The 12649-nt window shown below is 55.5% G+C and carries 13 protein-coding genes and 1 pseudogene; 6 read left to right on the top strand and 8 right to left on the bottom strand.

Going from position 1 to position 12649, the window contains the following annotated elements; genetic code table 11:
- Positions 1 to 131 precede the first annotated feature (131 nt).
- On the bottom strand, positions 132 to 1016 hold the full coding sequence (locus tag CYR52_RS11650) for a LysR family transcriptional regulator (RefSeq protein WP_072932388.1): 885 nt from the start codon (positions 1014 to 1016) through the stop codon (positions 132 to 134).
- A 201-nt stretch (positions 1017 to 1217) separates the two neighbouring features.
- Here CYR52_RS11650 and CYR52_RS11645 point away from each other — a divergent pair, with 201 nt between their 5' ends.
- The gene (locus CYR52_RS11645) at positions 1218 to 2354 is read left to right on the top strand and encodes an alpha/beta hydrolase (RefSeq protein ID WP_101828628.1); all 1137 of its coding nucleotides are present in this window, start codon (positions 1218 to 1220) and stop codon (positions 2352 to 2354) included.
- A 76-nt stretch (positions 2355 to 2430) separates the two neighbouring features.
- Here CYR52_RS11645 and CYR52_RS11640 read toward each other — a convergent pair whose 3' ends face one another.
- Entirely contained in the window at positions 2431 to 2757 is a 327-nt protein-coding gene (locus tag CYR52_RS11640) for a gamma-glutamylcyclotransferase family protein (RefSeq protein WP_072932310.1), read from the bottom strand.
- Positions 2758 to 3118: 361 nt separating this feature from the next.
- Positions 3119 to 4009, bottom strand: coding sequence for an ABC transporter six-transmembrane domain-containing protein (locus CYR52_RS11635; RefSeq protein ID WP_101828627.1), 891 nt, complete (start codon positions 4007 to 4009; stop codon positions 3119 to 3121).
- A 96-nt stretch (positions 4010 to 4105) separates the two neighbouring features.
- Between CYR52_RS11635 and CYR52_RS11630 the strand changes: the two genes are divergently transcribed.
- Positions 4106 to 4678 carry a TetR/AcrR family transcriptional regulator gene (locus CYR52_RS11630; RefSeq protein WP_072932315.1) on the top strand — a complete coding sequence of 191 codons (573 nt, stop codon included), beginning with the start codon at positions 4106 to 4108 and terminating at the stop codon, positions 4676 to 4678.
- Positions 4679 to 4960: 282 nt separating this feature from the next.
- On the opposite strand, the gene CYR52_RS11625 is transcribed toward CYR52_RS11630, so the two are convergent.
- Positions 4961 to 5218, bottom strand: a complete 258-nt coding sequence (locus CYR52_RS11625) for a hypothetical protein (protein ID WP_072932317.1) — start codon at positions 5216 to 5218, stop codon at positions 4961 to 4963.
- Complete coding sequence (locus tag CYR52_RS11620; RefSeq protein ID WP_101828626.1) at positions 5218 to 5853, bottom strand: AAA family ATPase; 636 nt, start codon at positions 5851 to 5853, stop codon at positions 5218 to 5220. The genes CYR52_RS11625 and CYR52_RS11620 overlap by 1 nt, the downstream gene beginning before the upstream one ends.
- A gap of 363 nt (positions 5854 to 6216) precedes the next feature.
- Between CYR52_RS11620 and CYR52_RS11610 the strand changes: the two are divergent.
- A pseudogene (locus tag CYR52_RS11610) lies at positions 6217 to 6378 on the top strand (citrate transporter); the annotation flags it as partial.
- Positions 6379 to 6472: 94 nt separating this feature from the next.
- On the opposite strand, the gene CYR52_RS11605 reads toward CYR52_RS11610, so the two are convergent.
- Positions 6473 to 7240: an FCD domain-containing protein gene (locus CYR52_RS11605; RefSeq protein WP_241522412.1), complete on the bottom strand. Its 768-nt coding sequence runs from the start codon at positions 7238 to 7240 to the stop codon at positions 6473 to 6475.
- 391 nt (positions 7241 to 7631) lie between these two features.
- Here CYR52_RS11605 and CYR52_RS11600 point away from each other — a divergent pair, with 391 nt between their 5' ends.
- Complete coding sequence (locus CYR52_RS11600; RefSeq protein ID WP_072932321.1) at positions 7632 to 8966, top strand: MFS transporter; 1335 nt, start codon at positions 7632 to 7634, stop codon at positions 8964 to 8966.
- Positions 8967 to 9009: 43 nt separating this feature from the next.
- On the opposite strand, the gene CYR52_RS11595 is transcribed toward CYR52_RS11600, so the two are convergent.
- Positions 9010 to 9741 (bottom strand): IclR family transcriptional regulator, encoded by a 732-nt coding sequence (locus tag CYR52_RS11595; RefSeq protein WP_072932323.1) that lies wholly within the window; start codon positions 9739 to 9741, stop codon positions 9010 to 9012.
- Between the two features lie 165 nt (positions 9742 to 9906).
- Here CYR52_RS11595 and CYR52_RS11590 point away from each other — a divergent pair, with 165 nt between their 5' ends.
- Positions 9907 to 10599, top strand: a complete 693-nt coding sequence (locus tag CYR52_RS11590) for an RraA family protein (protein ID WP_101828625.1) — start codon at positions 9907 to 9909, stop codon at positions 10597 to 10599.
- Positions 10599 to 11549 carry a hydroxyacid dehydrogenase gene (locus tag CYR52_RS11585; RefSeq protein WP_072932327.1) on the top strand — a complete coding sequence of 317 codons (951 nt, stop codon included), beginning with the start codon at positions 10599 to 10601 and terminating at the stop codon, positions 11547 to 11549. Before CYR52_RS11590 ends, CYR52_RS11585 begins: the two co-directional genes overlap by 1 nt.
- 31 nt (positions 11550 to 11580) lie before the next feature.
- Here the strand turns inward: CYR52_RS11585 and CYR52_RS11580 are convergent, their stop codons facing one another.
- A complete protein-coding gene (locus tag CYR52_RS11580) occupies positions 11581 to 12615 on the bottom strand; it encodes a tyrosine-type recombinase/integrase (protein WP_241522411.1) in 1035 nt (344 codons plus the stop codon).
- Positions 12616 to 12649 lie beyond the last annotated feature (34 nt).

Genomic DNA, 12649 nt, shown 5'->3' with positions numbered 1-12649 from the left:
GCAATATTCGTGATAAAAATCATTAAGTTACAGAGGTGGTGATCTTTATTGTTCTTACTTGATCTTCTTTGATCTTATTAAATGATCTATCCGGTGGATAACTTACAACGTGTTACCAGGTGAACTGAACGTCAGATTTTCAATATATCGATCACGGCCCTTAATGCAGGCGATACCTGGCGATGAGGGTAATAGAGGAATGAGCCTTCAAGGCGCTGGCTGTAACGCTGTAATGTCCTGATAAGCGTCCCATGCTCTATATCATCAGCCACCAGTTCCTCCGGGACATAAGCCAGCCCCAGCCCCAACCTGGCCGCTTTGGCTTCCATATAGCTGTCAGAAAAGATCCACTGCCCCTGGGGTCGGTGCGTTATTTTTTTACCGTCATGATTAAGTTCCCACTGGTACAGCGAGCCGTCGGCAAACTGGTAAGCGATACAGGGATGGGCCACTAAATCTGCCGGCGTTTGTGGAAAGCCGTAACGACGAAAATGCTCGGGCGTGCCCACAACGACCATCTCCATGTCAGGTGTAATGCGCACCGCAACCATGCCCTGCCCCACTTCCGGGCCCAGCCGCACACCGGCATCGAAACGCTCTGAGATGATATCGACGAACCGGCTTTCACTCATGAGTTCGAGCCTGATATCGGGGTAACGTTGTTTAACTATCGCCAGCTTCGGTAAAAGCACTTTATCAATCGCGTGCTGACTGGCGTTGATGCGGACCGTACCGGACGGGGTATCCCGATAGTGCGCCAGCGTGGCCAGCCCTGAATCTAAGGCATCAAATCCGGCTTCTGCTGTCTGGTAGAGCTGCTCACCTGCCTGGGTTAACGACAGCTTGCGCGTGGTGCGGACCAGGAGCCGCACACCCAACCTTTCTTCAAGTTCACGAACAGAACGGCTGACGCCTGACTGTGCCAGCCCAAGCCGTTGTGCCGCAGCGGTGAAACTGCCTTCCCGTACCACCTGCATAAACAGGTAGAGCTCATTATAGTTTTCCCGTTTCGCCATCAACGCGCCCCCCGGCTATCCGGCCACGAAGGAAGTTCATCGCGGCACGATTATTTATAACAATATGCTATGAATTCTAGCAGCTTTCCCCCGCTAATCAGCACTATTCCTGCTCACTATACTGAGCCCATTGCAACCACGCACAGCAGTGTTGTCCGTATGAAACCTGTATCTGCATCTTGTTTTTTCAGAGGAATTTTCATGAATGCTTTCGCCAGGAAACTGACAGCCGTTATACCTGCCATGCTGCTATGCGCATCATTAAGTGGAGTCACTACCATGAGTTATGCTGATACCATTAATCCGAACCTGCCGGTGTCGATGACAGAAAAATGGGATAAAACGTTTGCTGAAAGCCACAACGTTGAGCATCGCAAAGTCACCTTCCAGAACCGCTACGGGATCACCCTGGTTGGGGATCTTTACCTCCCCAAAAACCGGGGTGAACGCAAACTGGCGGCGATTGCCTTAAGCGGCCCATTTGGTGCCGTCAAAGAGCAATCCAGCGGCCTGTATGCCCAGACGCTGGCCGAAAAGGGGTTTGTGACGCTGGCATTTGACCCTTCCTACACGGGGGAAAGCGGCGGCGCTCCCCGCAATGTGGCCTCTCCGGATATCAATACCGAGGACTTCAGCGCGGCAGTTGATTTCCTGGGTTTACAAAAAGAAGTGGATCGCAACCGGATCGGATTACTCGGTATCTGCGGCTGGGGCGGGATGGCACTGAATGCGGCCGCGATGGACACACGCGTAAAAGCGGTCGCGACCAGCGTGATGTATGACATGAGCCGCGCGATGGGTCATGGTGTCGGCGACGGGAAAGACCGTTATTCAACGGCCGATCGCCGTGCCGTATTGCAGTATCTGAACGCGCAGCGCTGGAAGGATGCTGAAAGCGGAACGATTGCAGCCGGTGGGCACGATCTTTACGTGGACAAGAATGGCCACGTAAGCACGTCTGAGCGTATTTTGCCGGAAACGTTACCTGCAAACCCAAACCCGATCCTGAAAGAGTTCTTTGATTATTACCGGATGCCGCGCGGTTACCATGAGCGCTCTGTAAACTCGAACGGCGCGTGGAATGCCACCATGCCCTTGTCGTTTATGAATATGCCGTTGCTTAGCTATGCACCTGAGATCACCATCCCTACGTTGGTTGTAACGGGTGAAAAGGCACACTCACGCTACTTTGCCGAAGACGCCTATAAAGCGGTCGGCAGCCATCAGAAAGAGCTGGTGATCGTTCCTGGGGCCAACCATGTGGACTTGTACGACAACGCTGCCGGCAAGATCCCCTTCGACAAGTTTGAACAATTTTTCAAAAACGGCTTAAGATAAACCGCCGGGTTAGGAAAATTCAAAACGCCACCTGTCGCCTGCAGGTGGCTTTCATCCTGGCTCAGTAATCGCGATGTTACGCTTTGAGCATGTAGAGCCAGGATTTAACGGTAAGCCCGTTTTCGGTCACAACATCGACCGGCACCCGCTCATATTCATGCCCTTCGAACTCATCAAGTGTCTGCCAGTGATGTGACAGATTCTCAGAAGAGAACAGGAAGCCATTTACACGGTTGCCTGAGTCATCAAGCACGATGCCGGGATAGCCCATTTGCGCACCCCAGCCTTTCTCCTGCAGAGAGCCGACAACATGCCCTTGCTCCCATGACCCGCCAATGTTTTCCAGGATATGCGCATTCGGCCGGCCAGGGCCCAGCGTTCCATAAACAAACAGACTTTCCATTCTTCCTCCAAAACGGCATCGCATTAACGCGATAGCGGGTTAATCAACGGATTCAGCAATATAACTACCACAGCGCAACACGACAACGCCTCTAGTGTCACGTATATAACAATATAGTTACAACGTACAGAGAGTTTTATACAAAAAAACCTCGTCTGTTTAACCTGTAGAAAAACAATAAAAAACGGTGTCGTCTGGCCGGCCAAATCAGGAAAATACTTATGAAGTATGATTTCATAACTCATACTTCATAATTATTTTATATTATTTGATTTATAATCAAGGTATTAAATAAAAAAATAACGTAGGGAACAGCCACAGTGCCGCGCCGATGATAAGCGCGGCACTGTGGCTATAACGATCAGACCAGGCCAGTATTTACCCTTTTCCCGATGTCCCTGAGCTGGGAATACTTTTCCAGCAGCTGTGGGCCGTCATCCAGGCTCATAGCAAACATCCACATGTAGGTTATTACCGAATAGATGTGGCCGGCATCCTGTCCGCCGGCGAACGTCATGGTCAGGATGGTGGACGCAAACAAAGCGGCGGTGACGATGCCGATAGAGAGATACCCCACGGCCTCACGATCGGACAGGCGGATGCGCAAACTGGCCAGCACGCTGTAATGGCGCATCAGCGAAGACGAGGCGGCGTTACTGACGAAATTCACCTCTTTCTCCAGCCGGTTATTAAGCCGCAAAAACAACGCCTCGTTTTTCCGCGTAAAGCCCGGCAGGAAAAACGCAAAGAAGACTAAAATCGCCAGGCAGGTGACCCCGGTCCAGAACTGGAGTATCAGCAGCATGACCGCTGCCCCGGTAATTGAAGCCAACGACGTCACCAGTACCGGCAGATGTTTTTCAAAGAAATCCACAAACTCACGGGACAGGGCAACCCGCGCCGCAATCGTCGAGGAACTGTGGTTTTCCTGACGCTGCGCGAGGATCACCGGCACCGCCAGTTCAGCGTAAATCCGGGCAAACGTACGCGTGTCCACACTCCGCCGGGCGGCCCCGATCGCCCACATGGTAAATACCATCGCGGCATACAGCACCGCATGCAGCGCCTGGCCTTCGGTAATGGCGTTAATGGCAAAGCCTGCCAGCAACGGGTAAAGCAAATACATGATGTTCTCTGCGGCGACCAGCAGCAGCGTCAGAATGAGTTTTTTACCGTGCTGGCGTCCGAGCAGTTTCAACGTCTGCATGGCGCTGCGAGGCGCCGTCAGCGACGGGGTATTAACGGTTTGCATGTGATAGGTTTCTGATAAAATGAATCTTGAGCGGTTGCTCAAGAATGGAAAAACAGCCTATTTGAGCAGTTGCTCAATGTCAATGCGGAAGCAAGAATGAAAGAAGCTAAAGAAAACGTAAAAGCCCGGATCCTGGAGGGCGCGGCCGCACTGTTTATTGAACGGGGTATTGAGAAAGTCACAACGCGTGACCTGGCGGAGCACCTGGGTATCTCCCGCAGCCATGTCTACCACTATTTCAGTGACTGGCAGACGCTGTGCATCGCCTCGATGGCGCATTACATGCAGGGCGAGCTGGACGCCTTTATGGCGGAGCTCGCAGGCAGAACGCCGCATGAAAAACTCAGGTTACTGATTGCCAACTATCTGCCCGATGAACCTGACGCCGTGTGGCAGCTTTACAGCTCTCTCTGGCAGCTGGCGGTGCATAATGCGGCGTATGCTGAGCTGGCAGAATCGGTAACTGAAAAATGGGTCGCGCTGGTAGCCGGGATGATTGAAGAAGGCGTCGCAAAAGGTGATTTCCGCCCGGTTGATGTCCCCCGCACCACCCGGCAGTTAGGCGCCATGCTCAATGGCTATGCTGAACTGCTGATCATCCGCCCCTCACCGGAAAAATGCCGGGTCGCCGCTGACGACATCACTGATTTCATCCAACGCATCCTTTGAAGGTGTCCTGCATCAGGCGCGGCGGCTTCGCCATCGCCTGTGCACTCATGTCGTATTAAGTATGAAAGATGAAGTATGACTTATGGCGGTATGAAGTATTACGAATGGAGGATGGCGCAGAGGTAAGAGTATGCATTCAGGGGAATGAAAGAGACGATATGAAGAATGAGAGATGACGTATCATGTCATCTTTCATCTTCATACTGCGCACTGATTAAGTATGAAGTATTCGTTATGCTCTATGAAATAGCATATATGAAATATTACTTCATACTTATGAAATTAATGCGAATCAAGGTATTGCTCAGTCGCCAGGCGGATTAACGCGCTGACGCTTTTCGGCTCGCGCCCGGCACGCTTGTTGTCCAGCGCCACATCTTCCAGCTTAATCAGCAACGATTTGGGTAACGAGATGGTGGTTCGGGCAACCACATCCTCTTCTTTTTTCTCTTCACCGTAAGGGCGATCGGCGAGCTTTCTGGCCAGCGCGTCTGCATCGGATGCTGACACATTTTGGCGAACCGGTTTTTTCAGGGCCATCAGAACACCTCCTCAATCAGTGCCAGCACTTCGCTTCTGGCTTGATCATTCGGCGCTTCCAGCACGGATTTGCCTTCAGACATCACATCCCGGTAAACCTTGCGGTAACAGGCGACGGATTGCAGCGGGGTGATGCCCTCAAATTCGGCGACGAAATCCAGGAACTCTTTGCGTTCATTGCCGCGCAACAGCGGGTTGGTGGTCGCCATACTCTGGTAGCAATACGCCCGCAGTTCCGGGTTCAAATCCCGCATACTTTCCAGTTGCTGCTGCAATTCAACCAGGGTGTCCAGGTCCAGCTGCGAACATTGATGAGGGGCGATAATCTGGTGGGCAACGGTACCGCCGGTGATCAGCTCACGGCTGTTGCGCCCGGCCACATCCACAATAACGTGGCTGTATTTCTGGTCGAGGCTTTTCAGCGTCTGAGAAATGTTGTCCCGTTTTTCAATCAGCGTGATGGCAGGCGTCAACCCGGCGTTTTCCCGTTCTGCATACCAGCGTGATGCTGAACGCTGAACATCCGCATCCACCAGGCACACATCTTCACCGCGCATCGCCAGCCCTACCGCTAAATTAATGGCGGTGGTGGTTTTGGCTGCGCCACCTTTGTTGCACCCGATAATGGTGATCATCGCTATCCCTCATAGTTGCATAATCGCATCAATATGACTTCATATGTAATAAGTGTCAATAATTACTTAATACGTACTATGTATGAAGTAATACTTATTATTTTAAACCATTCATTTGTTTTATCAGGACTTTATAAAAAATAAGTTGTAAAAAACAACGGAGCAGGGAGCACCATGCCTGGCGTTCCATCTGTAAGCGCATCTGAAAAAGCCCGCAGAATGCGGGCTTTTGCCTGTCTGGCGATCGGGCAATCAGCGCATGGCAAACAGGGTGTTTAACTCATCAATATTTTCACGGGTTAAGGTGTTCATGCCATGTGGCCGCAGAATAAAGTAGAGCCTGGCCGTCTCTTCCAGCTCCCCGGCATTGAACCGGCAGAGATTGGCCGGGCGTCGCTGGTGGGGCAGCCGGTCCACCTGCTCAGCCCGCTGGTGGCGTCCACTTATCTGCTGGTCGGGCTGGCGGGCGTGGAGTTCAGCGACCACCAAAAGTACACCTTCAAGTGGGCGTTTATTCTTGCATGATTTTCCTGGGATGCGGCTTGCCGATGGGGCTTTACCCGCTCTACTCGGTGGCGGGCTGAGACTGGGTGTCCGGCCCCGCTACGGGGCCACGCCCTTACGCCGGCCTTTCCACGGCGATCCGGCGTAATTTTTTGTTTTCCAGTGCCTTATGCAGGTGCTGCTTCATCATATAGGACGCGTCGATCAGCTGGCCCGCCTCAATCAGCTTCAGCAACTGCATATGGTCTTCCACTTCACTGTAATAGCGGTTGCGGTCGTCCATGATGCGGTAATCCATCAGGCGGCGCATCCGGTTAACGTTACGCAGGGATATTTCGAAAAACGGGTTGTTGGAAAAGCTGATGACGGTTTCATGAAAACGGTAACCGCACAGTTGCAGTTGCGTCGGCGACAGCCGCTCAATGCCGCTGGCGGCCAGCATCTCCAGCTCCTGACGCAGCGCGTTGAGTTTTTCCCGCGGGGCGTTGAAGGTCGGCTCCAGCATCGCCATCGGCTCAATCACCATGCGGAAACTGAAGAGGTGTTCAATCGCCGTTTTGGTTTTCGCCACCGGCAAAAACCGCCAGCCATAGCCTTGCTTACGCTCAATCCACCCTTCGCTGACGCCGCGCGCGAGGAGGGTGGTCAGTTGGGTTTTGGTCAGGTTATAACGCTTTTGCAGGGAAAGCTCGGTGACTTCGGCGCTGATCTTATCCTGTAACCAGTCTTCGGCCAGTTGGTAATACTCCGGCATATCGCCGTCACTTTCCGGCTCACTCTGCGCCAGGGGTTGCGGCGCATAATCATCATTGACGAAAAAGCCACGGTTGCGCTGCTGGCGGAGCACGCCTTTTTGCTCAAGGTAAATCAGCGCCTCGCGCACCGGTTTTCAGCACTCACCCCTGACGGGCATAGCGTGCAACACGTAAGTCACCGATGTTAAGTGTGAAATATGAAGTATGAAGTAGTACGTAATAGGTATGCTTTTCAGCAACATGATCCACGCAGCGGGATTGGTCAGCCCGGCACGCGTCACGGTAATCACACGCAGAGGGCAAGCACGTGTATAAAACACACACAATGCGGTTGCAGCTTACTTTAGGCCCTGATCACAAAACGTCATTCTGACCTGCACGGATTTGTGATGTATTCCGCAACCCTCCATCGGGAGAGCGGTAATGCAGCAAGACTCTGATAGTTTATTTAGTACAACCAAGTTTTACAGAGTGCAACAACGCTGTCCTATTATTCTAATCAGAGCCTGCGAGGATAGAATGACCGAACAAAACCTGAAACGCGCTCATGCCACTGCGCTGGAGCGCGAAACCATGCGTCGGGTCATCTGGCGGATACTGCCTTTTCTGGTGGTGAGTTACCTGGTATCCATTATTGACCGCGGTAATATCGGCATGGCCGCGCTACAGATGAGCTCAGATCTGGGGCTGTCAAAAGCCGCGTTTGGATTCGCGAGCAGCCTTTATTTCGTGGCCTACTTTATCTTTGAGGTTCCCAGCAATCTTGCGATGCAAAAGGTCGGGGCGCGCCTGTGGATCCCGCGCATCATGATCAGCTGGGGGATTGTGTCGATGTGTATGGCGCTGGTGGAAAGCTCCACGTCTCTCTACGTGTTGCGCTTTTTGCTGGGTGCCGCTGAAGCAGGCTTCTTTCCGGGCGTCGTGCTTTACCTGACCTGGTGGATCCCCTCACGCTACCGCGCGCGGATTATCGCCTCGTTTATGGTCGCGATACCGCTGGCAAACTTCATCGGCTCACCGCTTTCGGGCCTCATCCTGACGCTTGACGGCTGGCTGGGGCTGCGTGGCTGGCATTTGCTGTTCATTATTGAAGGGCTGCCGGCGGTGCTGCTGGGCGTTGCTGCGTATTTTGTGTTGAGCAACCGCCCGCAAGATGCCCGCTGGCTGAGAAGCGACCAGAAACAGTGGCTTGAAGACACCCTGGCAGCGGAGCGCGAACAGCGGAAAAACATCGGCCATATTTCCACCTGGCAACTGCTCCGGCACCGCCAGATCTGGCTGTTTGCGCTGATTTACTCGGGCGCCTCGGCGGCAGGAACCACCCTGAGCGTCTGGTCGCCGCAACTGCTGAAATCATTCCAGCTCGATAACATGACGATCGGCCTGCTCAATGCGATCCCTTATGGCCTGGCCTCAGTGCTGATGATTGTATGGGGACGCAATTCAGACCGTACCGGTGAACGCCGCTGGCATACCGCGCTGACGCTGTTCATGATTGCAGGCGGAATTGGTGCGGCCTTTATCAGCCTCTCACTGCCTTCAACCATTATTATCCTGAGCCTGATTCTGGTCGGCGCGTACTCCATGAAAGGCCCGTTCTGGGCGCTGGCCTCCGGCTGGATGAGCAGCTCTTCAGCGGCTGCCGGGCTGGCCGCCATTGGGGCCATCGCTAACCTGATAGGCGGGGGCGTCATGGTGAATGTGTATGGGATTATCAATCAGCACACCGGCAGCCATACGCTGGCGCTGGTGCCCCTGGCTGCGCTCTGTCTGGCCGGCGGCGTTGCAGTTGTCGTGATGGGAAGAAAAATGACCCAGCAGGGCGTTGGAAAAGAGGGTGTCACCAGCCATTAAATCGCAAAACCAGACAGCCGGTGCAAGGCATCGGCTGTTTTCGTTATGCAGTGCTTCCCGCCTCGTCCGCCCCATAGAGCGTTTCACAAAAACGTGTTGATGCACCGAGCTTGAGCGACAAACGGGCGGCTGTGCTGAACATGTGTTGCGCGACGCCTTCATCCCGGCGGGATTCCACCAGCCGCGAAGCGGGCCCGGTCAGCGCCAGTGCCGCTATCAGCTTGTCGTTGACCCCAAATACCGGTATGGCGAAAGCCGCGGTATGGGGGTCGCGGGCGCCTGAAGTGTAAAGGGGCAGTACAGGCTCATGGTTAAACAGCGCTTCCTCCCGCCCCCAGTGGCGCAGCACCTGGCCAATGGCGGAATCATCCAGAGCAAAGGTGGTGCCCGGCAGGCGGCTGTGGCGCAGGCCTTCAGACGCCTCAGCACGGAACAGGCACAACCGCTGGCCGCCTTCAATCACATACCAGCTGGCACTTTCACTGGTGGCCTGAGCCAGCTGCTGCAATTCAGGTTGCACGACGCTCGCCAGATGGAAAGATTGCTCGTAGAGTTTGCCAAGATAAAGCAGGCGCGGCCCCAGCCCATAGCTGCCGTTCTCATGCCTGACGACATAATTCATCCGCTCCAGGGAGTTCATCAGACGGTACACCGTGGTCTTGTGATAGCCCGATGCCTGAGCAAGTGCCGTCAGCGTCAGGCTGTTGTCACCGGGGCGGAAGCAGTCAAGCAGCGCCAGTGCCTTTTCCACCGCAATAACACCTTCATTACCCATTACTTTCTCCTTTTTGACGTCTCCCGAGTGTACCTGAATTTTTGTGAGTCACCTCGTGTTTACGTCACAAACAGGGCCGGGGGTATGGCTAACCCCAGTCAAGCCCCGCTATAGTTGTTTTATATTGTACACATGTGTTTTACACAGTAAAACTAGAGAGGGGCTATGACCAACCTGACTCAACCCATGATTAACCGTGAGGTAACACGCGTGTCCGCGGAAGATGTCCGTCTTGCTGCTGAATACCAGGCCGCGATCCTGGCAGATGTGGCCGGGCGCCGGGGCACCTTGCACGGCAGGATTAAACCGCTGTCGCCAAACATGAAAGTAGCGGGGCCGGCCGTGACGGTGGAAGTGCGCCCCGGGGATAATCTGGCCATCCATGCGGCGCTTGCTGTTGCCCAGCCAGGTGATGTGATTGTGGTTGATGGCAAAGGGGATCTCAGTTGTGCGCTGCTGGGGGAAATTATGGCGACCCAGGCAGAAGCCTCGGGGATTGCCGGCATCATCATCGACGGTGCGGTGCGCGATGCCGATACCCTGGCTAAGCAGGACTACCCTGTTTTTGCCGCCGGGCTTAATCCCTGCGGCCCTACCAAGCTCATTCCGGGGCGGGTGAACTACCCGGTGTCCGTGGCGGGCGCACAGGTGCAGGCGGGCGATCTGGTGGTGGGTGACGTGGATGGTGTGGTCGTCATTCCGCGGGGCGACGTCAACGCCGTTATTGCGCTCGCGAAGAAAAAATTGGAAGGGGAGACGCGCCGCATCGCGGCCATCCGCGCCGGGGATACACGCGCACCCTGGCTGGAAAATGCCCTCCGCAGTGCCGGTATGCTGGATGACGGGGAGAGCCTCTGATGAACCGTCGTCCCGTGGTATTGGTCACAGGCAGTGATCTGGCCGACGAGGCGCTGCAACTGCTGGCCGGTTATGAGCTGGTGTTTGCCGGCAAACAGCCTGATGAAGCGCAACTGATCACCCTTTGCCGCCGGCATAACCCGGTCGCCATTCTGGTGCGTTACGGCAAAATCCCGGCGGCTGTCATGGATGCGGCCCCGGCACTGAAAGTGATTTCCAAGCACGGCAGCGGCATCGACGTTATCGACCAGCCGGCCGCTGCCGCGCGGCATATTCGCGTCTGTTCAGCGCCGGGTGCGAATGCTGCGGCCGTTGCCGAGCATACCTGGGCGCTTATCCTCGCCTGTGCAAAATCTGTGGTGACGCTTGATGCGCGCCTGCGTGAAGGGCACTGGGACAAGTCCGTGCATAAGTCTTTGGAGCTGGAAGGAAGAACGCTCGGGCTTATTGGCCTGGGAGCGATTGGGCGCCGGGTCGCACGTGCCGGCCAGGCGTTTGGTATGCGCGTCATCGCCTGCGATCCCTATGCCGGGGAGTTTCCGGCGGGCTGCGATGCGGTCAGCACGCTTGATGAGCTTCTCGCGCAGGCTGATGTGGTCTCGCTGCATTGCCCTTTGACGGAGGATAACCGTGAAATGATCAATGCCGGTACGCTGGCATGTTTTAAACGCGGTGCCATTCTGGTCAATACCGCCCGCGGCGGTTTGATTGATGAACCGGCACTCGTTCATGCCTTGAATGACGGCACACTCCGCTGGGCGGCGCTGGACAGCTTCAGCAGCGAACCCCTGACGGCGCCGCATCGCTGGCAGGCAATCAGCAATGTGATTCTTTCACCCCATATTGGCGGGGTCAGTGACGCGTCTTACGTGAAAATGGGGACGGTGGCTGCGCAGAACATTCTTCAGGCCCTGAATGAGGCAGGAGAGGGGAACGGCGCTTCCCGGTGATCGTGGTGACACCGCCGGAAAACCAGAACCCTCACCGGCGGCTTTTTTTCTCCATCAAGTCCACCATCGCGCCCTGGTGTGCCTCCACATTGCGGATGTAGCGCATCAGGGTTTCCGGCTTTTTCCAGGTGCCCTCCTGCATGATCTGCGCCACGCTGTAGCCTTGCTGGGCCATGTCCTGCGCGGCCCCGACGCGGGCGCTGTGGCCGCTCCAGCCGAGGTAGCGATCTTTATTCGCCTTTACCGTTTTCGCCTGCCCGGCGGCCTGCCAGGCCTGGGCGAAAATCGCTTCCAGCGCCGGGGTGCTGAGCGGCGCGCGTGTCGTCACGATCGCTTTATTGGTGCGGTGGACTTTGCAGAACAGGTAGGCGTCCGGCTTTCCGGCCAGCCCGGCAATGGCGATCCACTCCATCAGGCGCTGCGAGGAGAGGGCGCTGAGCGCTTTGACCAACCCGCCGGTCTGCACGATGGTTTTGGTGTAGCCGACATCCAGGATCACGCGGCCATCCTCCGCCTGCGTAATGTCCCCGACCCGCAAACGCGCCAGTTCACTGACCCGCAACAGCGTGCTGTACGCCACATGCAAAAAAGCGAGGTTGCGCCGCGCCTGTAACCGCAGCGAGCTTGCCCAGCCTGCATCCAGCGCCATCAGGTCCGCCAGCCGGAACGGCACCGCCTGCCCGGTGCGCTCGCCGGACACCACCGCCACACGGTTGATTTTCTTCATGGTGCGTGACACCGCCGGTGAACTATTCGGCGACACCAGCCCGGCGTGACGGTGTAACATTGAAATCAGGGACGCATGGGTGGAAATGGTGGAGGAAGCCCGCCCGGAGGTTTGCAGGAAGGTGAGGTAGTCCCGCAGGTCGTCCGGGGACATCGGCAGGAACGTGCGCTGGTGCGCCTGCGCCCAGCGGCAGCAACTGCGCATCACACTCAGCAACTGCCGCCAGGTATTCGGCGAAAAGGCGTCTTTATCCTGTACGAATGCCCGGAGCTGTGCGGCAATATCCTCATCCACGGACAGGATCGGCATGACGCCCTGCATCTGAATCATCTCAGCCATAATTCGCCTGTTTATTCGCCTTTTCAGGGTGGGG

It is taken from the genome of Chimaeribacter arupi, from assembly GCF_002858805.1.
Lineage (GTDB): Bacteria > Pseudomonadota > Gammaproteobacteria > Enterobacterales > Enterobacteriaceae > Chimaeribacter > Chimaeribacter arupi.
Note: the sequence above shows the minus strand (reverse complement) of the source record. Positions and strands in the feature narration are given on the sequence as shown.